This is a genomic window from Nonomuraea mangrovi, assembly GCF_042681425.1.
Taxonomy (GTDB): Bacteria; Actinomycetota; Actinomycetes; order Streptosporangiales; family Streptosporangiaceae; genus Nonomuraea; species Nonomuraea mangrovi.
The window spans coordinates 624,619-651,011 of the sequence record NZ_JBHUFV010000061.1 but is presented as its reverse complement, the minus strand read 5'-3'; the positions used below and the strand labels follow the sequence as shown (position 1 = coordinate 651,011).

The following is a 26,393-nucleotide window of genomic DNA, read 5'->3' as shown; positions in this document are numbered from 1 at the left end:
GTGCGACCAATTATGACTTTCGAGGTTCCCAGCGGAACCTGAGGCGGATCGCGGCGAGCGCGACGGCCGCCCAGACCGCCAGGTTCAGCAGCGGGACGAGCAGATCACCCTGCCCCGTGTAGGCCGCGCGCGCGCCCGCCACGAAGCCGCTGGTGGGCAGCAGGTTCAGCAGGGTCCCCACCCACGAAGGGAGCAACTGGACGACGGGTCCGAAACCACCCGCCCCCACACCCGCCAGGAGGAACCACGGCATGGTCATGACCGCGGCCACCTCGGCCCTGGAGATCGCCGCCGTCCACGCCGCGCCGAGCAGCGACAACACGCCCGCGGCCGCCACCACGAACAGCACCAGCACCACAGGGTCGCGCGGGATCCGCAGGCCCGCGGCGGCGTAGAGGACCACACACACGGTCAGGGCCAGCAGCACGGCCTGCGCGGCGACGTTGAGCAGCTCGCCGCCGATGATCTCGCGATCGTGCAGGCCGGTGGCCCGCATCCGCTTGAGGATCAGCTGGTCCCTGCGCGCCGTCAACGTCACCGCCGTCTGCATGAGCGCGGCGACCGTCAGGCCCATGGCGAGCACGCCGAGGTGGGTGTCCAGCAGCACCCCGGCCTCCGCCGGCCGTACCTTCGCCATCATGAACGGCAGGCCGAGCCGAGCCCGAGCGACAACGCCACCGAGGTCGACAGAGCGACCTTGTCCCGCCAGTACAGCCGCCCGCCGAACCTGGCCACGGCCACGAACTCACGCATGGTCGACCCCTTCCAGAAACAGGTCTTCGAGCGAGGCCGTCCGCACCTCGAGGCCGCGCAGCCGCAGGCCCTTCTCCGCCGCCCAGCTCAGCAACTCCTGCGCGGCCAGGTCGGGATCCTCCGTCCTGCACGTGGCCACGCGCCCCGCCACGGTCACCGCCAGAGGCACGTCCCCGGGCGAGAGGCCGGTGGGCAACTCGAACGACACCCTGCCTGCCTGCGCGGCGAGCGTGTCCGCCATGCCGCCACCGGCGACGATCTCCCCGTGGTCCATGATCGCCATACGGTCCGCGAGGCGCTGCGCCTCGTCCAGATAGTGCGTGGTCAGCAGGATGGTGGCGCCCGAGGCGGCGATCCCGCGGACGACGTCCCAGGTGTTGCGCCGCGCCTCCGGATCCATCCCGGTGGTCGGCTCGTCAAGGAACAGCACCTCGGGACGGCCGAGCAGGGCCAGCGCCAGGTCGAGCCTGCGCTTCTCGCCGCCCGACAGCTGCCGCACCTTCGTCGGCGCCCTGTCCAGCAGGCCCGCAAGCTCCAGCGCCTCACCCGTCGGCCTGGCCGCGGAGGTGAAGTCCCGCCACGAGTCGACGGTCTGGGCCACCGTGAGATCGGGGAAGAATCCCGCCTCCTGCAGCATGATGCCGGTGCGCCGCCGTACGCCTCTGCGGTCCCTGGCCGGGTCGAGGCCGAGCACGCGCACCTCGCCCGCGTCGGCGCGCTGGAACCCGGCCAGCACCTCGATCGTGGTCGTCTTCCCCGCGCCGTTCCTGCCGAGGAGCGCGAAGACCTCCCCTGGGGCGGCCTCGAACGAGATGCCCTTCACCGCCGGGAAATCCCCGTAGCTCTTGGTGAGTCCGTTCACCTGGATCATGTGTCTGATTCTTCGGGGTGCCACTCGCGGTGGGCAGTGAAGAATTCATGACTTGCCGCGCTTTCCCCGGATCGATGAGGTGATGGGGTCGCAGCGGGTAGCCACGTGAACGCCCGTCGGGCGTCGCATCGGGCAGGCCACGCGCGGGTGCGGGGTGCCGGCGCGTCAGACGATCAGGGTGTGCCGGGTGGCGGTGTGGTGGGCGCCGTCGTAGGCGTCCCACGCGGCCGCCAGCGCGTCGACCGCCGCCGTCAGCTCCGCCGGCGGGAAGAGGAAGTGCAACCGCATGTGGTCGGCGTGGCCTCCCGCAGGGTCGAACGAACGGCCCGGCGGAATCGCCACCCCGTGCCGCAGCGCCACCTGCGCGAAGGCGTCGGCCTCGCCGCGAGGCAGCCGGACCCAGATCGTCTGACCGCCGAGCGCCGGAGCGAACTCCCACGACGGCAGCTTGGCCCGCAGCTCGCCCAGCAAATGGTCGTGGCCGGCGCGAAGCACCTTGAGCCGTGCCCGCCGTACGTCGTCGAGTCTGGACAGCACCGAGACCGCCGCCAGCTGGGACAGCACATCGCCCCCGAGGTCGTGGATGGCGCGCAGCCTGGCCAGCCGGGCGGTCAGCGGGGCGGCGGCGCGGATCCAGCCCACGCGCAGGCCACCCCACACGAGCTTGCTCAGCGAGGCGATGGTGATGACCTGCTCGCCGGAGGTGAAGGAGGCCAGCGGCGGCGGGGTGTCGCCCGAGAAGCACAGCTCGGCGCAGACCTCGTCGTCGATGAGCGGCACGTCGTGCGCGACCGCCGAAGCGGCCAGCCGCCTGCGCTCGGCCGTATCCATGATCGCGCCTGTGGGGTTGCTCGCCGTGGGCGTGACGTAGATCAGGGCAGGCCGCTGGGCGGCGTCGACGCCGGACCGCACCACCGCCGCGGCGTGGCGGAAGACCTCCAGCGCGCCGGGGTAGGTGGGCGTCTCGGTCTGGACGGTGTCGCCAGGGCTGACCAGCAGGCCGGTGAGCAGGGTGAGCGCCTGTTGCGCGCCGGTGGTGACGATGATCTCGGCGGCGTGGGTCGCCAGCCCGCGCCGCGTGTAGTAGTCGGCGATCGCCGAGCGGAGCGCGGGATGACCGGCCGGGTGGTAGCCGAGATCGCGGCGGGGCAGCAGCGTGACCGCCTCGCTGAAGGCGTCGGCCAGCAGCGGCGGCGGCTCGTCGGGCGCGGCGCAGGTGAGGAGCGTGACCCCGTCGGGTGGGTGCAGGATGTGCGACAGCAGCGGGTTGCTGCTCACCTCGTTCGTCGTACGGGTGGCCGGCAGGTCGGCGGAGGAGACGCGGGTGCCGCTGCCCCTGCGCCTGACCACGCGCCCCTCCTGCTGGAGCAGGTCGTAGGCGGCCACGACGGTGCCCCTCGCCACCGCCAGCCGCCTGGCGAGAACCCGATCGGGCGGCAGGGAGGCGCCCGGCGACAGCAGCCCGTCGTCGATCAGGTCGCGCAGCCGGGCGGCGAGCAGCAGGTAGAGCGGGCCGCGTCCGGACGCCCACCGGCCGAGAAGATCCGCAAGATTGGCCTCATCCATGGACCAATTATCGGCGATTGGATCTGACATCCAACCGTCAAACGGGACATCCTTATCGGTATGACCGAACTGCGTCCCGAGACCCGCGCCGTCCACATCCCCAAGCCCGTGATCAGCGGAAGCGTGCCGATCTCTGTGCCGATCTACCAGACCTCCGGCTTCGTCTTCGACGACCCCGAGGTCTTCGCGGACGGCATGGGCAGGCCCGACGGGGCCTTCGTGTACGGCAGGCTCTCGAACCCCACGGTGCGCTCGCTCGAGGAGGCCGTGGCCGGCCTGGAGGGCGGCGTCGCGGCCGTCGCGACCGCCTCCGGAATGGGTGCGATCAACTCGGTCCTGCTCGGCCTGCTCAAGCCAGGCGACCACCTGATCGCCCAGAAGGCGCTGTACGGCGGGACCGCCGCGATGATCAACGACCTCGTGTCGCGCTTCGGCATCACCGTCAGCCACGTCCCGGAGGACGATCCCGCCGCCCTGCGCGCGGCTGTCCGCCCCGAGACGAAGCTCGTCTACCTCGAGACCATCGCCAACCCCGTGTGCCAGGTCGCCGACCTGCCCGCGATGTGCGCGGCCGCCAAGGACCTCGGCCTGCTGTCGGTCGTCGACAACACCTTCGCCTCGCCCCTGCTCTGCCGCCCGCTCGAACACGGCGCGGACATCGTCGTCCACTCGACCACGAAGTATCTGTCGGGGCACACCGACGTGCTCGGCGGCATCGCGGTCTTCGCCGACGAGGAGCTCTATCGCAAGGTGTGGCACTTCGCGATCGAGCTCGGCTCGACCCCCGACCCCTTCGCCGCGTGGCTGACCCTGCGAGGGATGCAGACGCTGCCGCTCAGGATGGAGCGCCACTGCGCGAACACCCGCGTGCTGGCCACCAGGCTCGCCGAGCACCCCGCGGTCAGCGCCGTGCACTGGCCCGGACTGCCTTCGCATCCCTCGCACGACGTGGCGGTCAAGCTGCTGCCGGAGTTCGGTGGCGTGTTCTCCTTCGACCTCATCGGTGGCCGCGCGGCAGGCGAGAAGTTCATGGCCTCGTTGAAGCTCGCGCTCCTCGCCCCCTCGCTGGGCGGGGTGGAGACGCTGGTGTTGCACCCCGCCACGACCTCGCACAGGTCGCTGAGCGCCGAGGAGCTGGGACGGCATGGCATCTCCGAGGGGACGGTGCGGGTGGCGGTCGGCATCGAGCACGCGGAGGACCTGTGGGCCGACTTCACCCAGGCCCTGGAAGGAACCCTCTAGAACCCTGGCCCTGAACGGCGCCGCCCAAGCTCCTTGGCCCTGGGCATGACCCACCACAGAACGCGGCCGGCCAACCACCCGGGTCCTGGGCGGGGGCAGGCCGGCCAGGTCCTGGGCACTGCCTGACAAGGTCTCCAGATCCCGGGCGAACCGGCTCTTGTGCGGTTGGCAGGCCGAACCCTGCCGGCTGCCAGGCACAGCTCCGGATCCCGGACGGGCCCGCTCGTACACGGCGCGCAGGCCAAGCCCTGGCCGCAACCGGGGACAGCTCCGGACCCTGGGCCCGCAGGACAGACCCACCGCACCCCGGCAAGGTCGCGGATCCTGGACGGACCCGCTCGCGTACGGTCGCACCGGCCCGGCCTTGGTCGCAGCCGGGTGCAGTTCCGAACTTTGGGTGGGCCTGTAGAGCGGCGCCACCCCCGCCGGGTGCAGCTCCGCGCTTTGGGCGGGGTGGGGCGGCGGCCTCACCTCAGCCGGGCGCGGCTGCGACTCCGGGCGGACCCGCAGGGCAGGGTTGCGGGCGAGGTAGGGCACGACTCCGGCTCTTGCGCGGGCCGGACCTCGAGGCTCTGGGCGCAGCCGGGCACGGCTCCGGACCTTGGGCGGACCCGGAGGCCGGGCTCTGGCGGATCGGGGTATGGCCAGGCCTTAGGAGGAGCCCACTAAGTAGGCCTCGCGGACCCATCCCGCGAACTCCTCGTCGAGTTCCTCGCACCCCCGCAGGTGGAAGCGGTGCACGAACAGCCGGTCGGTGTAGCGTGTGGCCCCGCCGAAGCGGTGGTCGTGGACGACGCGGCGCAGGCCGAGGTAGCCGGTCAGCCCGAGAGGGGTACGGCGGGCTCCGGCGAAGTCGCGGCGGGGCCCGCGGAAGGTCATCGAGGTGGCGGACCTGACACAGGTCACGGGACCACAGGACTCCACCAGTTCGACGAAGCGTTCGCACAGGTTCGATTCCATGTTCGGAAAGCTACTCGACGGCACCGACGGTTTGACGTGACGCTTAGTTATTTAGGAAACTTCCTAAGTGCTAGCGATTCTCCGCGCGCTCGCGAGCGAGCCGAGGCTGCTGATCCTCGACTGGCTCAAGGATCCCGTGGCCCACTTCCCTCCGCAGGTCGACGGCGACCTGGTGGAGGACGGAGTCTGTTCGATCTTCATCGCGACCAAGCTCGGCATGACCCAGCCGAGCGCCACGGCGCACCTGAAAATCCTGGAAAGAGCCGGGCTGATCCACGGTACGAAGATCAAGCAGTGGGTCTTCTACCGGCGGGACGAGGCGCGGATAGCCGACCTGAAGCAGACGATCGAGCGGGAGCTGTGATGACGGTTTCGTATGACGACGTGCTGGCGGCGGCGCGCAGGATCGAGGGCCGCGTGCTGCGGACACCGGTCATCGAGATCGCCGAAGGGCTGTTCCTCAAGCTGGAGGGTCTGCAGCATTCAGGCTCGTTCAAGGTGCGCGGGGCGTTCAACAGGATGCTGTCGGCCGCCGTGCCCGCCGCGGGCGTGATCGCCGCCAGCGGGGGCAACCACGGGCTCGCTGTCGCCTACGCGGCGCGGGCGCTCGGGCTGCGGGCCGAGATCTTCGTGCCCGTGGTCTCCAGCCCCGTGAAGGTGGCGGGGCTGCGGGCGCTCGGCGCCGAGGTCACCCAGACCGGGGCGATCTACTCCGAGGCCGCGGAGGCGGCGGCCAAGCGCGCGGCCGAGACGGGTGCGCTGGAGGTGCACGCCTACAACCATCCCGACGTGGTGGCGGGGCAGGGCACGCTCGGGCTCGAGCTGGTGGACCAGACGGGCGGCGTCGACACGATCCTGATCGCGGTCGGTGGCGGCGGCTTCGTGGCCGGCGTCACCGTGGGCGCCGGCGCCGGTGCCGGTGCTGGAGTTGGAGCTGGGGTGAGATCTGATGCCGGTGTCGGAGCTGGAGCCGGGATGGGATCTGATACCGGCGCCGGAGCTGGAGCCGGGATGGGATCTGAAGCCAGTGCTGGGGTGGGATCTGATACCGGTGCCGGAGTTGGAGCCGGGATGGGATCTGAAGCCGGTGCTGGAGCGGGAGCCGGAGCTGCGGTGGGATCTGAAGCCGGTGCCGGAACTGGCGGCGCGCGTGAAGGCGGCCGCCGTGGAGTGCGTGAAGCGGAGCGGGATGGCGGGCGCGATGGCGCGTATGAAGGTGAGCGGGACGGCGGGCCTAACGGTGGGCAACGAGGCTGGCGCGATGGCGTGCGTGAGGACGGGCGGAGGCCGACGATCGTCGCGGTCGAGCCCGAGCTGATCCCCACGCTCCACGAGGCGCTGAAGGCGGGCGGGCCGGTCCCGGTGGCCGTGAGCGGGGTCGCCGCCGACGCGCTCGGGGCCACCCGGCTCGGAGACGTGGCCTACGACATCGTCTCCAAGGCGGGTGTCAGGAGCCTGCTGGTGTCCGATGACGCGATCGAGGCGGCACGCCGTACCCTCTGGGCCGAGTACAGGATCGCCGCCGAGCACGCCGGTGCGACCGCCTACGCGGCGCTGCTGTCGGGCGGCTACGTCCCGGCCCGCGGCGAGCGGGTCGCGGTGGTGGTGTGCGGCTCCAACACCGACCCCGCCACGCTGCTCTGAGCCGCGCCCCCCGTCGTCGACGGTCGCCCCGCTCTGAGCCGCCGGTGCACCGATCCGCCGCCTCTCATGTGAGCTGCTGCGTGGGTGCGAACCTTCCCGCTGTGGTGCGGATCGCGGGTGGGGCTGGTCGGCTGCTCCGGTGTGAGCCGGGGGGTGACGCCGGCGTGATGACCCCTGGCTCGCCGCCCGCCGCGAGGGGTGTGCCTGCCGCTCGGGTGTGGCCGACCCCACCACCTTCGTGGAGTCGCGGGTTCGGCGGGTCTGGGATGAGGTGCCAGGGCCGCCGAACACTCAGGTGCCGCGGGACTCGGGGTGCCGCGGGGCCGGAGCCGGCCCCGCGGCGGGTGTCAGCCGGCAGTGGGGTGTCAGCCGACGGCGGCGTGTCAGCTGTAGGCGTGCTCCGGCGCGGGGAAGGCGCCGGAGGTGACCTCGGCGGCGAAGGAGCGGACCGCCCTGCCCATCTCCGCCCCCAGGTCCGAGTACGCCTTGACGAACTTGGCGGGCTTCGGCGTGAGGCCCATCAGGTCCTGCCAGACGAGTACCTGGGCATCGGTGCCCGCGCCCGCCCCGATGCCGATCGTCGGGATGGCCAGCGACGTGGTGACCCGCTCGGCCAGGTCGGCGGGCACGCACTCCAGCACGACCGCGAAGGCCCCGGCCTGCTGCAGGTCCTTGGCGTCGGCCATGAGCTCGTCGCCGGCCTGGCCACGCCCCTGTACCCGATACCCGCCGAAGGCGTTGACCGACTGCGGTGTGAGGCCGAGGTGCGCCATGACCGGCACACCCGCCGAGACCAGTGCTTCGACCTGGGGCAGGACCCTGCGGCCTCCTTCCAGCTTGACCGCGTGCGCTCCCGCCTCCTTCATGAACCTCGCGGCCGACTCCAGCGCCTGCGCGGGGGAGGCCTGGTAGGAGCCGAACGGCAGGTCGGCCACCACCAGTGCCCGTGAGGAGCCGCGCACCACGGCCGCGGTCAGCGGCAGCAGGTCGTCGACGGAGACGGGGAGCGTGGAGTCGTAGCCGTAGACGACCATCGCCGCCGAGTCACCGACGAGCAGGACGGGGATGCCCGCCTCGTCGAACACGCGGGCCGTCATCGCGTCGTAGGCGGTCAGCATCGGCCACTTCTCGCCGCGCTCCTTGGCCGCCGCGAGGTCGCGGACGGTGACCCTGCGCCCGGAGGCGCCGCCGTACAGGGAAGAGGACATGGGTGTAACCCTCCAGAGGCGTCTCGAGTCGCCCCAGTGGCGTACCCGGACCCCTCCGATGATGACATGCGGCGAAAAGTGTCGGTGCCTAACGAGACAATGGTGGCGGAGGTAAGCAATAAAAATGGGTATCGAACCTTACCGTCGTCTGCTCAAACTCCCCGGTGTCCGCACGTTGCTGCTGGTCGGGCTACTCGCCAGGATTCCCGCCACGGCAACGGCCATGGCCTTGACGCTGCATGTCGTGAACGGCCTGAAACTGGGCTTCGCCGAAGCGGGCGTGGTCGCCATGGCCAGCACCATCGGCATGGCCGTCGGCTCGCCGCTGTCGGGAAGGTTCGTTGACAAGCACGGCCTTCGCCCCGTGCTGGCCGTCACGACGGTCGCGCAGGCGGTGTTCTGGGCGACGGCGTGGCTGCTGCCGTTCGCCGTACTGGTGCCGGCGGCGGGCGTGGCGGGGCTGCTGGCGCTGCCGATCTTCAGCGTGATCCGCCAGTGTCTGGCCGCGATGGTGCCGGTCGAGCAGCGCAGGATGGGCTTCTCGCTCGACTCGATGATGGTCGAGCTGTCCTACATGGCGGGTCCCGCGCTGGCCGTCGCGGGGATCACCACGCTGGGAAGCGCCTGGACGATGACCGTGATCGCGATCGGGCTCGCGGGGTCGGGGTCGGCGCTTCTGATCCTCAACCCGCCGATCAGGTCCGAGGCGGAGATGGAGGAGAAGGCGGAGAAGGTCTCACGCCGCCAGTGGCTCACCCCCTCGCTCATCGCGCTGTTCGGCACGGTGACGGCGGCCACGTTCGTCCTGACCGCCACCGAGCTGTCGCTGGTGGCCACGCTCGAGCACGCCGGTCAGACCGAGTGGATCGGCCTGGCCGTCGGCATCTGGTGCGTCTACTCGCTCGTCGGCGGATTCGTGTACGGCGGGCTGCCGCGCGGCTTCCCCACCCTCCTGCTGACCGGACTGATGGGCGCGCTCACGATCCCCGTGGGCCTGGTCGGCGGCGACTGGCGGTGGCTGGTGGTGGCGCTGGTGCCCGCCGGGGTGCTGTGCGCGCCCGCCCTGTCGTCCTCCATCGACACCCTCAGCAGGTGGACGCCGGCGGCCGCGCGCGGCGAGGCCATGGGCCTGCACGGCACCGCCCTGCTGATCGGCGGAGCCATGTCGGCGCCGATCGCGGGAGCGGTGATCGACGCGCACGGGCCCAGCTGGGCTTTCGCCGTCGCGGGGCTGGTGGCCGTCGTGATGGTGCTGCTCGCGCTGCCGTTCTGGAAGCGGACGCCGCGGCAGGAGGTCGCGCCAGAGCCGGAGACCGTGAACGCCTGAGTTCGCAGGGGATTCCATTTATGAAACGACACCGTTGCGTATCGTATTAAGTTGCGCTACGGTGTCGTTGCGAAACTAAGTCGTATCGAAATTTGGAGTCCCTGATGGAACCACAGACGGGCCATCCCCGCCGCTGGGCGATCCTCGGCGTCCTCGTCTTCAGCCTTCTGGCAGTCGTGCTGGACAACACCATCCTGAACGTCGCGATGAAGACCATCGCCGACCCGGTCCACGGTCTGGGGGCGACGCAGAGCGAGCTGGAGTGGGCGATCAACTCCTACACGCTCGTCTTCGCGGGACTGCTCTTCACCTTCGGCGTGATCGGTGACCGTACCGGCCGCAAGAGGATGTTGTTCATCGGCATGTTGCTGTTCGGCCTGGCCTCGCTGGCCAGTGCCTACTCACAGGATCCGATGCAGCTCATCATGGCGCGCGCCGCGATGGGCATCGGCGGCGCGGCGATCATGCCCGCCACCCTGGCGATCATCTCCAACGTCTTCCCGCCGCAGGAGCGTGGCAAGGCCATCGGCATCTGGGCCGGCGGCGTCGGCCTGGCGGTGGCGATCGGCCCCATCACCGGCGGCTTCCTGATCGAGCACTTCTGGTGGGGTTCGGTCTTCCTGATCAACGTGCCGATCGTGCTGATCAGCATGGTCCTCATCGGCACCGTCGTCCCCGAGTCGCGCGACCCCAGGCCGTCCAGGCTCGACCCCGTCGGCGTGGTGCTGTCGATCATCGGGCTGGTCGCCGTCGTCTACGGCATCATCCGCATGGGCGAACTGGCCACCGTCGCCAGCGCGGAGGTGCTCATCCCGACCGTCTTCGGCGTGCTGGTGCTGGCCGCGTTCGTCTGGTGGGAGCGGCGCATCGACCACCCCGCCTTCGACGTGCGCAACTTCTCCAACGTCCGCTTCAGCTCGGCCATCGGCATGATGGGCATCACGTTCTTCGCGATGATGGGCGGGATGTTCTTCCTGACGTTCTACATCCAGATCGTCAAGGGCTACAGCCCGATCGTGGCGGGCGCGCTGATGATCCCCTTCGCGGCCGCCCAGCTGATCTTCGCCCCGCTCAGCCAGCGGGTGAACCAGCGCTTCGGCGCGAAGGCCGCCTCCACGGCCAGCATGCTCGTGGTCACCGCCGCCCTCGCCGGCTACGCCCTGTTCGACAGGAACACCCCGATCTGGCTGATGGAGGCCGTCTTCTTCATCCAGGGCGCCGCGATGGCCAACATCATGCCGCCCGCGACAACCGCGATCATGGAGGCGCTGCCCAGGGAGAAGGCGGGCGTCGGCTCGGCCATGAGCAACACCGTCCGTCAGGTGGCGGGCGCGCTGGGCGTGGCCGTCCTCGGCTCGGTGCTGTCGTCGTCCTACCGGGGGGAGATCGCCCCCGCGCTGACCGCCCTGCCCGAGGGCATACGGCACGCGGCCGGCGAGTCCATCATGGCGACGGTCGGCGTGGCGCAGGGCAACCCCGCCATCCTCAACCCCGCCTTCGACGCCTTCATCGACGGCATGCACACCACGGCCCTGGTCTCCGCGGTCATCGCCCTGGTCGGCGTGGTCGTCGTGGCGATCTGGATGCCGGGTAAGGCACGGGCCGTCGTCAATGTCGAAGAGAAGGAACCAGCGGTAGTCTGAGGCGGCGATGACGACGACAGAGACCGGCACGGCCCGCCCCGCGGGCCGTCCGCGCAGCGAGAAGGCCGAGAAGGCGATCATCGAGGCGACGCTCGATCTGATCGGCGAGGGGATGGGGATCTCCGAGCTGTCCATCGAGGCGATCGCCTCACGGGCCGGGGTCGGCAAGACGACCATCTACCGGCGCTGGTCGAACAAAGAGGACCTGGTCGCCGACGCGCTCGCCTCGCTGAAGGCGCCGGTGCCCCCGCTCGCGGGGGTCTCGGCGCGCGACGACTTGGTCGCCCTGCTCGACACGATGATGCGCGAGTCGGGTCACGCCCGCACGCGCTGCGTCATGAACATCGCGATGAGCGAGTCCGACCGCTACCCGGAGCTGTTCGCGAAGTTCATGAAGGTGGCCGTCGAGCCGCGCACGGCTGCGATGACGGCGGTCATCGAACGGGGCGTGCGGACCGGCGAACTGCGGGCCGACCTGGACACCCGGCTGGCGCTCGGCACGCTGTCCGGCGCCATGATGTGGCACATCAAGCGGGCCAGGGGCGACGACGACCTGCCCGACGACCTGCCCGCCCGCATCGTCGACAGCGTCCTGCGCGGCCTGGCGGGCTGAGCCCGCCTGTTCAGGTGGGGCTGCCGGCCTGGGAGTCTGAGCCGGTCGGACTGCTGCCCGGCGGTCTGCGCCTATTCAGGCCGGACTGCGGCCTGGCGGTTTGAGCCTGTCTAGGCCGGGCGCAGGCCGCTCGATCGCGGCATGCGGTCGAGCAGTCTGGACAGCGGCCAGCGGGGATGGGCCGCCGCTCTCGCCGCCACCAGCCGTACGGCGAGCGGCAGCCCGCCGCAGCGCCGGACGATCTCTCGCGCGACGGCGGGCTCGGCGGCCGCGCGGGAGTCGCCGATGGCGCTCTCCAGCAGGCTGATCGCCTCGTCCTCGGCCATGGGCTCCAAACGCACGTGCGCCGCGCCGTCGAGCAGGGTGAGCGGCCGCCGCGAGGTCACGACGACCATGCACCCGGCCCCCGAAGGCAGCAGCGGTGTCACCTGTGCCGCGTTCGCCGCGTCGTCGAGCAGGACGAGGATCCGCCTGCGCGCGGTCACCGACCTGAACCTGCCCGTCGCCTCGTCCGCCCCGGCGGGCACGTCGGGTCTGCCGAGCGAGCGCAGGAACCTGCCGAGGACCTCCGCTGGTTCCAACGGGTGGGGGGTGGAGCCCCGCAGGTCGGCGTAGAGCTGGCCGTCGTCGAACCGGCCCACCAGCCGGCGCGCCGCCTCCACCGCCAGCACCGACTTGCCCACGCCCGCGCGGCCGCTGATCGCGGCGATCGGCAGATCCTCCCCGGCCAGCTTGTGCACGTGCCTGAGCTCCGCCGCGCGGCCGACGAACGCCGACGCGGCTCCACGCGGCAGCTCGGCGGGCCGTTCCGCGGGACCTGTCTCCCCGGGCGCCGGTCCGGGCCGTCCGGCGGGTGCCGCCTCTGGCGTCGAGCCAGGTCGTTCGGTGGGTGCCGTCACTTCTGGTGCCGGGCCGGGCCGTTCGCTGGGCGCCGCCGTCCCGGGCGTCGCGGGTCGTTGGGCGGGGGCCGCCTCGGGTATCGCGACAGGCCGCGCGAGCGTTGCCGGGGCGGGCTCCAAGAACAGCGAGGGATCGTCGGCCAGGACGGCGCGCTCCATCCGCCGCAGCTCGGGCCCCGGTGTGAGGCCGAGCTCGACATCGAGCAGTTCGCGGCCCTCCCTGTACGTCTCCAGCGCCTCGGCTCTGCGCCCCATCCGATAGAGCGCGAGCATGAGCTGCGCGCGGGAGCGCTCGCGCAACGGATGCTCGGCCACGAAGGCCGCCACGCTCGCCACCAGCTCCCCGTGCCTGCCCAGGGCCAGCTCCAGCTCCACGCACTCCTCGGTGACGGCCAGGCGCAGTTCGTCCCAAAGACCGACGCCCTGGACCTGCCTTCCCATCCCGACCAGCGTGGGGCCGCGCCACAGTGCCAGCGCCCTCCGCATGCCGGCGGCCGCTTCCGTGGATCGCCCGGCCGCCGCTGCCGCCCGGGCTGCGGCGATCCCGTTCTTCGCCTCCGCCGCGTCCAGCGGTACGGCGGGCCGTACCCGGTAGCCCGCGCCGACCGTCTCGATCACGTGGGGATCGCCTCCCGCCTCGCGCAGGACCCGGCGCAGCCTGGAGATCGCGATGGCCACCTGGGACCGTGCCGAGCCGGGCGGGTTCTCGCCCCACACCAGGTCGACCAGCCGGTCGACGGCCACGACACGGCCCAGCCCGAGCAGCAGGGCGGCCAGCGCGGCCTGCGGTTTCGGGCCGCCCACGTGGACGGGCACGCCGCCCACGAGGACCTCGAGGGGGCCCAGGATCCTGAACTGAACCTCGGCGAACGACATGGCAGGCCACCGTACGCGCGGGGCGTTGGGCCCGCGTTGGGTCGCTCCGGTCGGTCGGGTGTGACCCCGCGCGAGCCGGCGAACGTTCCGGTCGGGTGTGACTCCGCGCGAGCCGGCGAACGTTTCGGTCGGGTGTGACTCCGCGCGAGCCGGCGAACGTTTCGGTCGGGTGTGACCCCGCGCGAGCCGGCGAACACGGTGCGACCGCCTGCCGCCACGAAAGGGCGGAGAGAAGGCCCTAGGCAGAACGTGAGCAATGTTCTAGTCTCGCCGCCATGCCCCTCATCGCCCGAAGGACACTGACGCTCTTAGGCGTGGTCCTCGCCCTGCTCCTGCCCGCCGGCGCCGCACTGGCCCACGAGGAGCGGGAGGTGAAGCTGCCGGACGGCTCGGGAAGCGTCCCCGTCTACCGGCAGGGGGAGCCCGACCTCCTGGTCTGCAAGACGGATAAATCCGATTTCGAGCGGCGAATCTCGAAATTTCCGGAGGATCTCAAGCGGCGGAACCTCGCCCTCTTCGCCCGCTGCCAGAAGGAGGGCGTGCGCCACCTCCAGGACGCGGTCGACCGTGTCGACAAGCCTGGCATGAACATCGCCATCCTGCCGGGCCTCTACCACGAGGAACCCGGCCAGCCGCAGCCCGAGGGCGCGTGTTCCAAGCTCGAGGCCCGCTGGTCGAGCTGGGGCTACCAGATCCTCTCGTACGAGCAGCAGGTCCAGTGCCCGCACAACCAGAACCTGGTGGCCATCCTCGGCAAGAAGGACCTCCAGATCGAGGGCACCGGCGCCGGCCCCCTCGACGTCGTCATCGACGCGCAGTACCGCAAGCTCAACGCCATCCGCGCCGACATGACCGACGGCGTCTACTTCAGGAACTTCACCGCCCAGCGCACCACCTTCAACTCCCTCTACATCCTCGCCACCGACGGCTTCGTCATCGACAACATGCTGACCAGGTGGAACGACGAGTACGGCTTCCTGACCTTCGCCAGCGACCACGGCCTGTACACCGACTGCGAGTCCTACGGGAACGGCGACTCAGGCCTCTACCCCGGCAGTGCCTCCAACATCAACGACGGCCGCGGCCACGAGGTCCCGCGCTACTCCATCGAGATCAGGCGCTGCAAGAGCCACCACAACATGGTCGGCTACTCGGGTACGGCGGGCGACTCCGTGTACGTGCACGACAGCGAGTTCTGGGGCAACCTCGCGGGCGCCACGATGGACAGCGCCTTCCCCGGGCACCCCGGGCTCCCGCAGAACCACGCCAGGTTCGAGAACAACAAGATCTACGACAACAACGCCACCTACTACGAGTACGTCAGGGACGGCACCTGCGCCAAGCCGCCCGCCGAACGCGGCTACGAGAAGGGCGTGGTCTGCCCGCAGATCGGCCTGCCACCCGGCAGCGGCATCATCACCGGCGGCGGCAACTGGAACGTCTTCAAGGACAACTGGATCTGGGGCCACGACAACGCCGCCTTCAACCTGCTGGCGGTGCCGGCCTTCATCCGGGGCGAGGAGTCGTGGGACAAGCAGTTCGACACCTCGCACAACAACCTCTACACCGGCAACCACCTGGGCGTCTCCCCTTCGGGTGAGAACAGGCCCAACGGCGCCGACGTCTACTGGGACGGCCAGGGCGGCGGCAACTGCTGGGAGGGTGTGCGCGTCAGCAGCCCAGGAGCGCTTCCCTCCTGCGGAGGGAGCGGTCCCGCGAGAGTGGTGGCCGAGCCGGTGAAGCTCGTGCAGATGTACCTCTGCAACGACTACAGCATCGGCGACCGCCGCCTGCCCGGCGGGTGCTGGTGGTTCGGCTCCAGCGGCCTTTCCAGGGTGGAGGTGCAGCTCGCGCTGGGCGGCTCGCTCGTGCTGGCGCTGATGGCCGTCCTGCTGTGGCGGCGCCGCCTGCGCTCGCGCTGGGCGCTGCCGCTGACGCTCGTCGGCCTGGCAGGGCTGGCGCTGGACGTGTTCGGGGCGCTCGACTCCTACACGGTGCTGCCCGCCGTCGCGCTGGCGCTGACGGGAGTGTGGCTGATCGGGTCAGGGCTGATCATGCGAGGGGCCTTCGGCTGGTTCGGTGTCGTGCTCGGCGCGCTCTACCTGGTCGACGCCTTCGACAAGGCGGTGTGGATGCTGCCCGTCCTGCCGATCGGGCCCGGCTGGATCCGGGGGCTGCTCACAGGGGTGTGGGTGCTGTGCGCGGTGGTCGCGGTCGCGCCACGCCGTACGGCGAGGGCCGCGGAGGTGCCGGCGTGAGGCGGGTGGCGGCGCTGGCCGCGTTCGTGCTGGTCGCGGTCGTCCCGGTCACGGGGTGCGCTTCGCTGCCGGAGACGCACCACAGGCCGGGAACGGGACACGAGGTCGCGACGGGGGCGCCCGCGGCGGGCGCCCCGCACGCGGAGATCACGATCGCGGGAGGGAAGGTGACGCCGCCCTCCGGCTGGCTGGAGGTGAAGCGCGGCCAGACCGTGACCCTCACCGTGACCAGCGACGTCGCCGACGAGCTGCATGTGCACGGATACGACCTCGCCAAGGAGCTCCTTCCTGGCAAGCCCGCCGGCGTCAGCTTCGTGGCGGACATGACAGGCGTGTTCGAGGTGGAGACGCACGAGAGCAAGCTGGTGCTCATCCAGCTGGCGGTCACGTGACGGGCGTGCTCGCGCACGGGATCGGCAGCCGCAGCGACCTGCCGATCCCGCTCTTCTACGCCTACGCCGGGGCGTTCGCGGCGCTTGTCGTGTCCTTCCTCGCGCTGGGGCTGCTGTGGGCGGACTCCCGCTTCAGCGGTGACAGGGCGGGCAGAGTGCTGCCGTGGCGGCCGGCCGGCAGGACGCCACGCGTCATCACCGCGCTCATGGCGCTGTACACGCTGGGATGGCTGGTCCTGGGCCCGGCCGAGGACAACGCCGCGCCGTACCTGATCTATGTGGTCTTCTGGGTGGGGCTGGTGCCCGCCTCGCTGCTGTTCGGGCCGGTGTGGCGGCTGGTCAACCCGTTCAGGCTGCTGCCCGACAGGCCGCGCCGCCCGCTTCCAGGGCGGCTCGGCTACTGGCCCGCCGCCGCGGGCCTGACCGCCTTCACCTGGATGGAGCTGGTCTCGCCCGAGCCCGCGGCGACGGCGACCCTGCTGGTCTTCCTCCTTCTGTACGGCACGGCGACGGTCGCGGGCACCCTCACGTACGGCCACGCGTGGCTCGACAGGGGCGACCCGTTCGAGGTCTACTCCACGCTCGTCGGCCACCTGTCACCGCTGGGCAGGAGGGCCGACGGGACGCTGGTCGTGCGCAGCCCCTTCAACGGCCTGGACGCGATCGTCCCCGCGCCCGGCCTCGTCGCGACCGTGTGCGTGCTGCTCGGCAGCACCGGTTACGACGGGTTCGCCGGCGCGCCCTTCTGGGTCGACGCGTTGCAGACCGGCCCGCTCGGCAGGGTGGGGCTCGGCACGGTCGGCCTGCTGACGGCCATCGGGGGAGTGGCGCTGCTCTACGTCGCCTGCCTGGGCGCGGCGGGACTGATCGGCGGGACCCGCGGGCTGGCGCCCCGCTTCGCGCACTCGCTGGTGCCGATCGCGATCGGCTACCTGGTGGCGCACTACTTCTCGCTCTTCGTGATCGAGGGGCAGCGCGCGGTCGTCCTCGCCCTCGGCCTGGACGCCGAGGTGAACGCGGACGTGGTCGGCGCGGGCACCATCGCCACGGTCCAGGTGCTGGCCATCGTGCTCGGCCACGTGCTCGGCGTGGTCGCCGCCCACGACAGGTCGGTACGGCTGCTCGAACCCGCCAGGGCCGTCGCGGGGCAGATCCCGCTGTTCGTGCTCATGGTCTGCTACACCATCGGCGGGCTGACCCTACTCTTTGCGGCATGAGACGCATCCCGGTCCAGAGGCGCAGCGCGGAGAAGGTCGACCGGATGCTCGACGCGGCGGCCGCCCTGCTGGACGAGGGCGGCTACGACGCGCTGAGCACCAGGACGGTGGCCGCCCGCACCGGGATGCCGATCGGCTCCATCTACCGTTTCTTCAGTGACAAGCGATCGCTGGCGGCCGCGCTCACCAGGCGCAACCTGGAGCAGTTCGTCGCCCGCATCGAGCCGAAGCTGGTCGGGGCCCGCGCGTGGGACCCCGTCATCGACATCGTCGTGGACGAGTACCTCGACATGAAGTCGTCGGTCCCCGGCTTCGCCGTCCTCGACTTCGGCGACAACTCCGAGGTCGCGCGGGCCCTCGCCGACCTGCTCGGCATCGAGGGGCTCAACCCGATGCTGGTGGCCGTCGAGGCGGCCGACACCCTGCTCAGGGCCCACCACGGCGACCCCGAGCTGGTCGAGGAAACCAAGCGGCTGCTGCGCGCCTACCTAGGCCGTCGGCTCCCTCCACCTGTTGGTGATCGGTAGCCTGCGGTCCCTGCCGAAGTTCTTCGGCGTGATCTTCGGGCCAGGCGGGTACTGCCTGCGCTTGTACTCCGCCAGGTCGACCAGCCTGATGATCCTGGCCACCAGCTCCGGATCGTGTCCAGCAGCGATCAGCTCGGCCGAGCCCATGTCCTTCTCGACGTAGTCGTCCAGCAGCCGGTCGAGCACCTCGTACGGCGGCAGCGAGTCGGTGTCGCGCTGGTCGGGCCGCAGTTCCGCGCTGGGCTCCTTGGTGATGGAGTTCTCGGGGATCGGCCGCTCGGCGGACAGCAGGAACGAGGAGTCGGTGTGCTCGTTGCGCCACCTGGACAGCGCCCACACCATCGTCTTCGGCACGTCCTTGATCGGCGCGAATCCGCCGGCGGAGTCGCCGTACAGGGTGGAGTAGCCCGTCGCGAGCTCGCTCTTGTTGCCGGTGGTCAGCACCAGGTGGCCGTGCTGGTTCGACAGCCCCATGAGGATCATGCCGCGCACCCTGGCCTGCAGGTTCTCCGCGGCCAGCCCGGAGAGGTCGATCTCCTTCTCGAAGGCGGTGACGATGTCGGCGATCGGCACGACCTGGCTGTTGACGCCCTGCCTGCGCACCAGCTCGTCGGCGTCGCCGAGGGAGTGGTCGGAGGAGTAGCGCGAGGGCATCATCACGACGTGCACGCGCTCGGGACCGATCGCGTCGGAGGCGATGGTGGCCGTCAGCGCCGAGTCGATGCCGCCGGACAGGCCGAGGATCACCGAGCGGAAGCCGTTCTTGGCGACGTAGTCGCGCACCGCGAGCACCAGCGCCTCGTAGACCTCGCCGGTGTCGTCGAGCCTGGGTGCCACCTCGGGCTCCTGCTTGGCGTACGGCGCGACCGGCTCGTCCGACAGCACCAGCCGTTCCACCGTGATCGTCGTGCCGTCGCCCGCGTCGAAGGGGAAGACGCCAGGCTCGGCGTCGGACACCGGCAGGTCGAGGTCGACGACGAGCAGTTCCTCCTTGAACTGCTCCGCCCGTGCCACGAGCTCGCCGGACGCGTCGACGACGATCGAGTCGCCGTCGAAGACCAGCTCGTCCTGGCCGCCGACCTGGTTGGCGTAGGCGAGCGCGCACCCGGCCTCGCGCGCCCTGCGCGCGACCAGCTCCAGGCGGACGTCGTCCTTCTCCTTCTCGTACGGCGAGGCGTTCGGCACCACGAGCAGGCCCGCCCCCGCCCGGCCGACGACGGCGACAGGGCCGCCGTCCTGCCACAGGTCCTCGCAGACGGCGATGGCCACGTCGACCCCGTGCAGGCGGAAGATCGGCAACCGGTCACCGCGGACGAAGTAGCGGTACTCGTCGAACACGCCGTAGTTGGGCAGGTGGTGCTTGGCCGTACGGGTGACGACCCTGCCCTGGTGGAGCAGCGCGGCCGCGTCGAGGGGCGCGCCCTTGGGCTGGCCGACGCGCGGAGCGAGCCCCGCCCTGTCGACGTAGCCGACCACGACGGGCAGGTCGCCGAGGCCTTCGTCGGCCAGTCGGACGGCGACGTCCTCGAGCGCCTCGATGCTGGCGTTGAGGAAGGAGGTCCGCAGGACGAGATCTTCGACCGGGTAGCCGGTCAGGAACATCTCCGTGAAAAGGACGAGGTGAGAGCCGCGGTCGGCGGCCTCACGCGTCCATCGGACCAGCGCGTCGGCGTTGCCGGTGATGTCGCCGACGACCGGGTTTGTCTGAGCGAGGGCGATGCGCAATTGAGCCACGGGCCCAGCCTAGTACCCCCGATTTTTTATCGTCAAAGCGACGATAAGTGACGTCTCATCGTCCCGGGGTGACCAGGCCCGACTCGTAGGCCGCGACCACGAGCTGGGCCCTGTCGAACAGGCCCAGATGATCGAGCAGGCCGGCCACGGCGGTCGCCACCTGGCGATCGGGGACGGCGAGCGTGTGCGCGATCTGCCGGTTCGTCAGGCCACGGGCGATCAGCTTGAGCACGTCGAGCTGCGTGTCGGGGAGCCCGGCCAGGGCAGGGGGCGCGGCGGGATCGGTCCTGCCGGCGAAGGCGGAGATGATCCTCGTCGTCAGGGCGGGGTCGATCAGGGCGTCACCCGCCGCGGCCGCGCGGATGGCGGCCACGAGCTGCTCGGGCGGCGAGGTCTTCAGCACGAAGCCGCTGACTCCCGCGCGCAGAGCGGCGTAGAGGTTCTCGTCGGTGCCGAAGGTGGTCATCATGATCACCTTCGGCGGGTTGCGGTCGGCGAGGATCCTGCGCGCGGCGGTCAGGCCGTCGAGCCTCGGCATCTGGATGTCCAGCAGGACCAGATCCGGGCGGGTGTCCCTGACGACCGCGATGGCCTGCTCGCCGTCGGAGGCCTCCCCGGCCAGCTCCAGGCCGGGTTCGGTGTCGATCACGACCCGCAGCCCCGTCCTGACGAGCGCCTGGTCGTCGGCGACCACCACCCGCAGTTCCTTCGCCGGATCCCCGTCTTCGGCAGGGGCGGGGCCAGCCGTCCTTCCGGCGGCCGGCTGGCCGGAACCCGGCTGGACGGAGACGGGCGCAGCTGCGACGGGGTCGGCGTCCAGGTGGGGCGACTGGGCGAGCATGTCCGCCTCCAGCCGCTGCAACACGGCGGAGGGGTCCAGGCCCAGCTCGTCGCGCCAGATCGCCCGCGCCCTCCTGAGGGTCGCCAGCGCGTCGCCCTGGCGACCGCTCCGGTAGAGGGCCGTGGCCAGCAGCCGCCACGCCTCCTCCCGCAGCGGACACGCGCTCGCGTGCGCCTCCAGGTCGGGGACGAGCGAGGTCGACCGGCCCAGGCGCAGCCCCGCGTCGGCCCGCCGTTCGAGAGCGACGAGCCGCAGCTCCTCGAGACGCCCGCCCTCGGTCGACGCCCAGGTCAGGTCGGCGAACTCGGCCAGCGCCGGCCCACGCCACAGCCCCAGCGCCTCCTCCATGGAGGCCCATACCTCGGGGGCGGGTCCCTCCATCCGCACGAGCCGCTCGAAGTGCCAGCAGTCCACCTGCTCGGGCGTCGCGCGTAGCGCGTATCCGGGAGGCGCCGACACCAGCACCTCGGCCTCGGAGCGCGGGGCCCTGTTCGGCTCGAGGGCGCGGCGCAGCCTGGAGACGTATCCCTGGATGGTGGACAGGGCCTGCGCGGGCGGCCGGCCAGGCCACAACTCGTCGATGAGCGTGGTCACGGGCACCGCGCGGCCCCTCGCGACCAGCAGCCTGGCCAGCACCGCCATCTGGCGCTGGCCGCCGAGGTCGAGGGGAAGCCCGTCGAGGAGGACCTGGAACGGTCCCAATGCACTGAAGGTCACCATTGCAGGCGTAAGCGTAGAGCCCTCCGCGAGTGCGCGAAATGGCGACATATTCCAAAATCTCCAATCACTGGGATAGCTCGACACGATCGGGCTCGGCTCGGGCCGCTCCGGCCCCCGGCTGCCGGGCTTTCCGGAACCCGGCCTCCTGCTGTCCGGCCTGCTGGCCGGTCTCCTGTCCGGGGCAGGGCAGGTCGGCGACGACCTCGGTGCCGCCGCCCCGTGCGGGCCGTACCGTGCAGGTGCCGCCGAGTTCGGCCGCTCGCTCGCGCATCGAGGCCAGCCCGACGCCCGCAGGCGCGCCCGGACGGATCCCGAGGCCGTCGTCGACCACGGTGACCCGTAGCGAGGCCGCCCTGTCGATGCGGACGCTCACCTTGGAGGCGCACGCGTGCCTGCGCGCGTTGGTCAGCGCCTCCTGCACGATCCGGTACGCGGCGACCTCCACGGCGGCCGGCAGCCCCGACAGATCGCCCGACACGGTCACGGGCTCGCCCGCCAGCCCGGCCACCGCGCCGGCGAGGCCCAGCTCGTCGAGGGCGGGAGGGCGCAGGCCGTACACGAGCTCCCTGATGTCGGCGCCGACCGCGTCCATCCCTGCGCGTACCTCGGCCAGCAGCAGCTCGGCCCGGTCGGGCGCGGCGCGCATGGTGAGCATCGCGGCGTTGACGGCCATAGCCATGCCGCCGAGCGACTGCCCGAGCCCGTCGTGCAGGTCGCGGCGGAGCCTGCGCCGCTCCTCCTCCCGCGCACCGAGGATGCGCTCGCGCGAGGCCTGCAGCGCGGCCGTGAGGTGGACGGCGTGCGCGGCCTCCGCGACGTACGGCGTGAGCGTCGCGATCACCCGCTCGTCGTGCGCGGCGGGGAAGCCGCGCCGCTCCGGTGGCCCGATGAGCAGGGTGCCGACCGTCGCGCCGTGCCAGACCAGCGCCATCTCGCGGCCGACCGAACCCGGCAGCCCGGAGGAGACGACCGTGTCGCCTGCCGTCACCGACACGCCCGTCACCGCGAGGCCCTCGCGCAGCACGTCCAGCGCGGCCTGCAGCCCGTGTCCTGGATCCGCCTCGCGCAGCCGGCGCCTCAGCCTGGCCGCCAGCGTGGCGGGGTCGCCCGTGCTGCCGTACAGCAACCGGTCCACGCCGCGCTGCACCCACCGCCTGGCCGGGAAGAAGAACAGCCCGGCCAGCAGCGCCGTGAGCAGGCCCGCGAACCTGTCGACCGCCGACAGGAAGACGCTGGACGCCGCCGTCACGGCGACGTAGACCCCCCCGACCGCGATGGCGAGCCCGATGCCGACCAGTGCCCTGCTGATCAGGGTCTCGATGCCGAACAGCCGGTGGCGCAGCACCGACACCGCGATCGCGGCCGGGATCAACGGGATCGTGAACGAGGCCAGCCACCAGACGGGGTCGCCTACCACCCACGGCACGATCAGCCCAGGGAGCGTGACCAGCAGCCACCGCAGCTGCCGCCGCTCGACCGGCCCCGACCGGGCGAAGCGCACGGCGAGCGAGACGAGAGCCGCCGTCATCGCGGCCGAACCCGCCGCCTGCGCCCACTCGCGGATCGCCTGGTCGCCCATGAGCCTGCCCGTCCAGTCGGCCGCGACGGAGGCCGGCGCGAGCACGACGACCCAGGCCCACCGCCGCGAGGGCAGCGTGCCTGTCGGGTACAGCAAGGGCAGAAGGACCCCGAGGGCGAGCGTGCAGGCGTTCCATGACGCGCCGACGACGGGCCAGGCGCCCGGATGGTCGCCGAGCAGCCGAGCGGTGTTGGCCGACAGGATGTTGACCGCCGCGGCCAGCCCTCCCGCGCACAGCAGCCACCCGATGACCAGCCGCGGCCTGCTGAACACGAGGATCGCGCCGAACACGGGGAACGCGGTCCCCGCGACGTCCTCTGGCGCGAAGGGCAGCGGCGTGTAAGGCGAAGGCGGCAGCCTGGCCGTCACCCAGATGTCGGCCAGCTCCAGCACGACCGCGACGGTGGCCGTACCGATGGCGAGGGACACCAGTCCGCGCGAGGTCGAGGGCACGCGGGGACACTATCCACGCCGTGCCAACGTCGGATCAACGCTCGTTCAACGCCGCCCTGCGCTTGATGGCGGGGGAGAGCGCCGCGCCGGCGGCCGCGGTGACCAGGCCGATGACGCCGACCGTGAACCACAGCGCGGACGCGCTGATCTTCAGCAGCGGGGTCATCAGCGGAGCGGCCATGCCCGCCGCCGCCCACGCGAGGCCGAACAGGCCCGCGTACCTGCCGCGCAGGTGCGCGGGGGCCAGCGACGCCACGATCGCGCCCGCGATGCCGGCGGTGACGATCTCGCCGAGCGTCCACACCACGATGGTCACCACGAGGGCCGTTGTGGAGGTGACGAAGGCGGTCATCGCGAAGCCGACACCCATGACGGCGATGCCGAGCGCGAAGGTCCTGGCGGGGTCCCAGCGGCCGAGCCAGTCGGACACGAGCGGCTGCAGCACCACGATGAGCACGCCGTTGGCGGCCATCGCCAGGCCGAACTCGGCGGTGCTCAGCCCGACGAGCTTCATGGCGACGGGCAAGGTGGTGAAGGTCTGGCTGTAGACGAGGGCGTTGCCGAGCACGACGGCGGTGAAGGCGAGCATCAGCCGGTCGCGCAGCACCTCCCGCATCTCACCTCCGCGCGCGCCGTCCCCCGGCTCCGGCCTGGTCTCGGGGATGGCCCGCCACACCAGCACCGCGAAGATCACGCTGCTGACGGCGTCGAACCAGAACAGCCACATGAACCCCGACTGGGCCAGCCAGCCGCCTGCCGTCATGCCGACCGCGTAGCCGAGGTTGATGGCCCAGAACAGCAGGCCGTACGCCCTGGGCCGCTCGGCCGGCGCGATCAGGTCGGCCACCAGGGCGCTGGAGGCGGGCCGGTAGGCGTCGATCACCAGGCCGAGCACGAACATCGAGACCAGGATCGCCGGCAGCGTGGTGCTGTAGCCGAGCGCCAGCATCGCCACCGCCGTGGCCAGCATGCCGCCCGCCAACGTCGCCCTGCGCCCGATCCGGTCGGCGAGCGATCCCGCGATCAGCTGCGAGACCAGCTGGCCCGCGCCGAAGATCGCCATCACCATGCCCGCGGCGGCCAAGGACAGCCCGCGGGACTGGGTCAGGTACACGCCGGTGAACGGCATCACCATGGTGCCCAGCCTGTTGACCAGGGTGCCGCTCCACAGCGCCCAGAACGGGCGTGGAAGCCCGCCGATCTTCGACTTCAGGAATGACGGCTTTTCAACGGTTGCGGTAGTCACGCGGACAGATTGTCCGGGTTTGCCCCGCGTCGCGAACCATTTAGGGCAGACTAAAAGGTATGTCCGTCGTGTGGACCCTCAAGCCCGAGGACGTGGCCCGCATCAGGTTCGCCTTCTCTCCCGTCTGGGAGCTGGTGGCCAGCCTGCGGACGCTGCGCGACCCCGCTCGCCAGTCCGTCCACCTGCCGTGGATCAAGGCGGTGCGCCCGCGCCTCGCCGCGCTCGACATGGGCGAGCTGCTCGCGCTGGTGCCGCCCAGCGGATACATCGCCGACTTCATCACCCCTCCGCCCGACACGCCGCTGCCCGAGTTCGCCACCGAGATCAGGCGGATCAGGATGACGCCGCCCGAGCGCGCGGCCGAGGAGGCGGGCATCGTGACCGGCTCCGACCCCGCGATCATCGAACGGTTCAGGTCCGACCCCGCCGCGGGGATCGCCCGCGTGGCCGACGCGCTGGAGGCCTACTGGGACACGTGCTTCGCCGAGTACTGGCCGCGCGTGTACGGCCTGCTCGAAAGGGACGTCATGCGCCGCTCCCGCGAGCTGGCCTCGGGCGGGGCGCGCCAGCTGTTCGCCGGGCTCGACCCGTCCATCGTGTGGACGGGCGAGCGGCTGCTCATCGACCGGCCGTGGTGCACGGACGGAGGGTTGCACGGCGACGGGCTCGTGCTGTTGCCTTCGGCCTTCTACTGGCCGAGCGTGGCCGTGATGACCGACCCCTACCAGTCGATGCTCATCTATCCCGTGCAGGGGGTGGGCACGCTGTGGGAGCAGGGGCCGCCGCCCGCGCCAGGGGCGCTGGCCGCCCTCATCGGCCGCAGCAGGGCGCAGATCCTCACCGCGCTGGCCGAACCCGCCACCACGTCGGCGCTGGCCAGGCGGATGTCGCTGAGCGCGGGCGCGGTCAGCCAGCACCTCGGCGTGCTGTCGGCGGGCGGGCTCACGGTGGGCAACAGGCTGGGCAAGGAGGTCGTCTACCGCCGCACGCCCACGGGAGACGTCCTGGCCGCCGGCGCCGCCTGCTAGCAACGTCCTCTGACATGCTCGGCGGCCGGCGGGGCGGGGGAGCCGCTCGGTGCAGGCGCTACGCCCGCGGGCGCCGCGCCGTACAGCCTGGCGGTGGTCCGCTGGATCTCCTCAGGGGCGAGATCGACGCCCCTGACGGTCGCGTGCTGCCCGTGCACGTCGGTCACCTGCAGGTCGAACGGGCCCGCGCCCGCGCCGCCCTCGGCCACCCAGTAGCTGTCGGAGCCGCGTTCCAGGGCGCGCCACCGGTCCTTCTCCCTGACCTCGACCTTGCGCAGCGGATTGCCGTGGTCGAGCACCTGGAGCGCCAGCCAGGCGGTCGTCGATCCCTTCCGCACCCTGACAGCCAGCCCGTGGCCGAGCTCGGGGTCGCGCACGGAGTGGTAGGCCACCCGGGCCACGCCGGAGCGAGGGTCGGCGATCCTGGAGAAGGCCGCCATGCTCAGGTCCAGCTCGCCCGGCCTGCAGGTGGCGCAGCTGTCGACGACCTGCACGCGGACCGTGCCGCGCGGCCCCTTCACGTCGAGGTAGCCGCCGCACGCCTCGGATCCCGCGTACTCCTCGGCCGACACCGAGGCGTACATCTCGCCACCCGTGATCGAGCAGTTGCCGGCCGAGCCCTGGTAGTGCAGCGCCGTGCCCGTCCTGGCCGGCTCCACGTCGGCGGCCGCGCAGCCGTCCGCGCGCAGCAGGTCCATCGCCCACAGCGCGACGGCGAGGACGACGAGCACGATCGCGCCCGCCGTTCCTCGCCGCCGCCATGTCCGCTGTCTCGCGTGTCTGCCCACCATGATGA

22 protein-coding genes are annotated in these 26,393 nt (G+C 71.5%); 11 read left to right on the top strand and 11 right to left on the bottom strand.

What is annotated here, in order from left to right; translation table 11 throughout:
* Positions 1-10 precede the first annotated feature (10 nt).
* The 3 genes from ACFSKW_RS41995 to ACFSKW_RS41985 form a co-directional block, all read right to left on the bottom strand.
* A complete protein-coding gene (locus ACFSKW_RS41995) occupies positions 11-640 on the bottom strand; it encodes an ABC transporter permease (protein WP_379579805.1) in 630 nt (209 codons plus the stop codon).
* Positions 641-745: 105 nt separating this feature from the next.
* Positions 746-1,624, bottom strand: a complete 879-nt coding sequence (locus ACFSKW_RS41990) for an ABC transporter ATP-binding protein (RefSeq protein WP_379579803.1) — start codon at positions 1,622-1,624, stop codon at positions 746-748.
* Between the two features lie 165 nt (positions 1,625-1,789).
* Entirely contained in the window at positions 1,790-3,190 is a 1,401-nt protein-coding gene (locus ACFSKW_RS41985) for an aminotransferase-like domain-containing protein (protein WP_379579801.1), read from the bottom strand.
* 60 nt (positions 3,191-3,250) lie between these two features.
* Between ACFSKW_RS41985 and ACFSKW_RS41980 the strand changes: the two genes are divergently transcribed.
* Complete coding sequence (locus tag ACFSKW_RS41980) at positions 3,251-4,432, top strand: trans-sulfuration enzyme family protein (protein WP_379579799.1); 1,182 nt, start codon at positions 3,251-3,253, stop codon at positions 4,430-4,432.
* 651 nt (positions 4,433-5,083) lie between these two features.
* On the opposite strand, the gene ACFSKW_RS41975 is transcribed toward ACFSKW_RS41980, so the two are convergent.
* Entirely contained in the window at positions 5,084-5,392 is a 309-nt protein-coding gene (locus ACFSKW_RS41975) for a hypothetical protein (RefSeq protein WP_379579797.1), read from the bottom strand.
* 67 nt (positions 5,393-5,459) lie between these two features.
* Between ACFSKW_RS41975 and ACFSKW_RS41970 the strand changes: the two genes are divergently transcribed.
* A complete protein-coding gene (locus tag ACFSKW_RS41970; RefSeq protein WP_379579795.1) occupies positions 5,460-5,756 on the top strand; it encodes an ArsR/SmtB family transcription factor in 297 nt (98 codons plus the stop codon).
* Positions 5,756-7,036, top strand: coding sequence for a pyridoxal-phosphate dependent enzyme (locus tag ACFSKW_RS41965; RefSeq protein ID WP_379579793.1), 1,281 nt, complete (start codon positions 5,756-5,758; stop codon positions 7,034-7,036). The genes ACFSKW_RS41970 and ACFSKW_RS41965 overlap by 1 nt, the downstream gene beginning before the upstream one ends.
* 383 nt (positions 7,037-7,419) lie before the next feature.
* Here ACFSKW_RS41965 and panB read toward each other — a convergent pair whose 3' ends face one another.
* Positions 7,420-8,244, bottom strand: a complete 825-nt coding sequence (panB, locus tag ACFSKW_RS41960; protein ID WP_379579791.1) for a 3-methyl-2-oxobutanoate hydroxymethyltransferase — start codon at positions 8,242-8,244, stop codon at positions 7,420-7,422.
* Positions 8,245-8,368: 124 nt separating this feature from the next.
* Between panB and ACFSKW_RS41955 the strand changes: the two genes are divergently transcribed.
* The 3 genes from ACFSKW_RS41955 to ACFSKW_RS41945 all read left to right on the top strand — a co-directional run bounded on the left by ACFSKW_RS41955 (position 8,369) and on the right by ACFSKW_RS41945 (position 11,827).
* Positions 8,369-9,571 carry an MFS transporter gene (locus tag ACFSKW_RS41955; protein WP_379579789.1) on the top strand — a complete coding sequence of 401 codons (1,203 nt, stop codon included), beginning with the start codon at positions 8,369-8,371 and terminating at the stop codon, positions 9,569-9,571.
* 104 nt (positions 9,572-9,675) lie between these two features.
* Positions 9,676-11,214: an MFS transporter gene (locus ACFSKW_RS41950; RefSeq protein WP_379579787.1), complete on the top strand. Its 1,539-nt coding sequence runs from the start codon at positions 9,676-9,678 to the stop codon at positions 11,212-11,214.
* A gap of 7 nt (positions 11,215-11,221) precedes the next feature.
* Entirely contained in the window at positions 11,222-11,827 is a 606-nt protein-coding gene (locus tag ACFSKW_RS41945) for a TetR/AcrR family transcriptional regulator (RefSeq protein ID WP_379579785.1), read from the top strand.
* Between the two features lie 110 nt (positions 11,828-11,937).
* Here ACFSKW_RS41945 and ACFSKW_RS41940 read toward each other — a convergent pair whose 3' ends face one another.
* Entirely contained in the window at positions 11,938-13,602 is a 1,665-nt protein-coding gene (locus ACFSKW_RS41940; RefSeq protein ID WP_379579783.1) for an AfsR/SARP family transcriptional regulator, read from the bottom strand.
* Between the two features lie 275 nt (positions 13,603-13,877).
* Between ACFSKW_RS41940 and ACFSKW_RS41935 the strand changes: the two genes are divergently transcribed.
* The 4 genes from ACFSKW_RS41935 to ACFSKW_RS41920 are packed head-to-tail and all read left to right on the top strand — an operon-like array spanning position 13,878 to position 17,996.
* The gene (locus ACFSKW_RS41935) at positions 13,878-15,860 is read left to right on the top strand and encodes a hypothetical protein (RefSeq protein ID WP_379579781.1); all 1,983 of its coding nucleotides are present in this window, start codon (positions 13,878-13,880) and stop codon (positions 15,858-15,860) included.
* On the top strand, positions 15,857-16,252 hold the full coding sequence (locus ACFSKW_RS41930; RefSeq protein ID WP_379579779.1) for a cupredoxin domain-containing protein: 396 nt from the start codon (positions 15,857-15,859) through the stop codon (positions 16,250-16,252). Before ACFSKW_RS41935 ends, ACFSKW_RS41930 begins: the two co-directional genes overlap by 4 nt.
* Positions 16,249-17,469 carry a hypothetical protein gene (locus tag ACFSKW_RS41925; protein WP_379579777.1) on the top strand — a complete coding sequence of 407 codons (1,221 nt, stop codon included), beginning with the start codon at positions 16,249-16,251 and terminating at the stop codon, positions 17,467-17,469. Before ACFSKW_RS41930 ends, ACFSKW_RS41925 begins: the two co-directional genes overlap by 4 nt.
* Positions 17,466-17,996, top strand: coding sequence for a TetR/AcrR family transcriptional regulator (locus ACFSKW_RS41920; protein ID WP_379579775.1), 531 nt, complete (start codon positions 17,466-17,468; stop codon positions 17,994-17,996). Before ACFSKW_RS41925 ends, ACFSKW_RS41920 begins: the two co-directional genes overlap by 4 nt.
* Here ACFSKW_RS41920 and ACFSKW_RS41915 read toward each other — a convergent pair.
* From ACFSKW_RS41915 to ACFSKW_RS41900, 4 genes are all read right to left on the bottom strand, one after another.
* Entirely contained in the window at positions 17,958-19,730 is a 1,773-nt protein-coding gene (locus tag ACFSKW_RS41915; RefSeq protein ID WP_379579773.1) for an NAD+ synthase, read from the bottom strand. The genes ACFSKW_RS41920 and ACFSKW_RS41915 overlap by 39 nt on opposite strands.
* A 55-nt stretch (positions 19,731-19,785) precedes the next feature.
* Positions 19,786-21,291 (bottom strand): BTAD domain-containing putative transcriptional regulator, encoded by a 1,506-nt coding sequence (locus ACFSKW_RS41910; RefSeq protein WP_379579770.1) that lies wholly within the window; start codon positions 21,289-21,291, stop codon positions 19,786-19,788.
* A gap of 64 nt (positions 21,292-21,355) precedes the next feature.
* Complete coding sequence (locus ACFSKW_RS41905; protein ID WP_379579768.1) at positions 21,356-23,323, bottom strand: sensor histidine kinase; 1,968 nt, start codon at positions 23,321-23,323, stop codon at positions 21,356-21,358.
* Between the two features lie 34 nt (positions 23,324-23,357).
* On the bottom strand, positions 23,358-24,569 hold the full coding sequence (locus tag ACFSKW_RS41900) for an MDR family MFS transporter (protein WP_379579766.1): 1,212 nt from the start codon (positions 24,567-24,569) through the stop codon (positions 23,358-23,360).
* Between the two features lie 59 nt (positions 24,570-24,628).
* Here ACFSKW_RS41900 and ACFSKW_RS41895 point away from each other — a divergent pair, with 59 nt between their 5' ends.
* Positions 24,629-25,597: a DUF5937 family protein gene (locus ACFSKW_RS41895; protein WP_379579765.1), complete on the top strand. Its 969-nt coding sequence runs from the start codon at positions 24,629-24,631 to the stop codon at positions 25,595-25,597.
* On the opposite strand, the gene ACFSKW_RS41890 is transcribed toward ACFSKW_RS41895, so the two are convergent.
* Positions 25,594-26,388, bottom strand: coding sequence for an expansin EXLX1 family cellulose-binding protein (locus tag ACFSKW_RS41890; RefSeq protein ID WP_379579763.1), 795 nt, complete (start codon positions 26,386-26,388; stop codon positions 25,594-25,596). The two genes, ACFSKW_RS41895 and ACFSKW_RS41890, sit on opposite strands and share 4 nt — an antisense overlap.
* Positions 26,389-26,393 lie beyond the last annotated feature (5 nt).

Bases quoted from the DNA above. Each gene is read 5' to 3' on its own strand.
- ACFSKW_RS41995 (WP_379579805.1), bottom strand. From the start codon at position 640: ATGATGGCGAAGGTACGGCCGGCGGAGGCCGGGGTGCTGCTGGACACC.
- ACFSKW_RS41990 (WP_379579803.1), bottom strand. From the start codon at position 1,624: ATGATCCAGGTGAACGGACTCACCAAGAGCTACGGGGATTTCCCGGCG.
- ACFSKW_RS41985 (WP_379579801.1), bottom strand. From the start codon at position 3,190: ATGGATGAGGCCAATCTTGCGGATCTTCTCGGCCGGTGGGCGTCCGGA.
- ACFSKW_RS41980 (WP_379579799.1), top strand. From the start codon at position 3,251: ATGACCGAACTGCGTCCCGAGACCCGCGCCGTCCACATCCCCAAGCCC.
- ACFSKW_RS41975 (WP_379579797.1), bottom strand. From the start codon at position 5,392: ATGGAATCGAACCTGTGCGAACGCTTCGTCGAACTGGTGGAGTCCTGT.
- ACFSKW_RS41965 (WP_379579793.1), top strand. From the start codon at position 5,756: ATGACGGTTTCGTATGACGACGTGCTGGCGGCGGCGCGCAGGATCGAG.
- panB (WP_379579791.1), bottom strand. From the start codon at position 8,244: ATGTCCTCTTCCCTGTACGGCGGCGCCTCCGGGCGCAGGGTCACCGTC.
- ACFSKW_RS41955 (WP_379579789.1), top strand. From the start codon at position 8,369: ATGGGTATCGAACCTTACCGTCGTCTGCTCAAACTCCCCGGTGTCCGC.
- ACFSKW_RS41950 (WP_379579787.1), top strand. From the start codon at position 9,676: ATGGAACCACAGACGGGCCATCCCCGCCGCTGGGCGATCCTCGGCGTC.
- ACFSKW_RS41945 (WP_379579785.1), top strand. From the start codon at position 11,222: ATGACGACGACAGAGACCGGCACGGCCCGCCCCGCGGGCCGTCCGCGC.
- ACFSKW_RS41940 (WP_379579783.1), bottom strand. From the start codon at position 13,602: ATGTCGTTCGCCGAGGTTCAGTTCAGGATCCTGGGCCCCCTCGAGGTC.
- ACFSKW_RS41935 (WP_379579781.1), top strand. From the start codon at position 13,878: ATGCCCCTCATCGCCCGAAGGACACTGACGCTCTTAGGCGTGGTCCTC.
- ACFSKW_RS41920 (WP_379579775.1), top strand. From the start codon at position 17,466: ATGAGACGCATCCCGGTCCAGAGGCGCAGCGCGGAGAAGGTCGACCGG.
- ACFSKW_RS41910 (WP_379579770.1), bottom strand. From the start codon at position 21,291: ATGGTGACCTTCAGTGCATTGGGACCGTTCCAGGTCCTCCTCGACGGG.
- ACFSKW_RS41895 (WP_379579765.1), top strand. From the start codon at position 24,629: ATGTCCGTCGTGTGGACCCTCAAGCCCGAGGACGTGGCCCGCATCAGG.
- ACFSKW_RS41890 (WP_379579763.1), bottom strand. From the start codon at position 26,388: ATGGTGGGCAGACACGCGAGACAGCGGACATGGCGGCGGCGAGGAACG.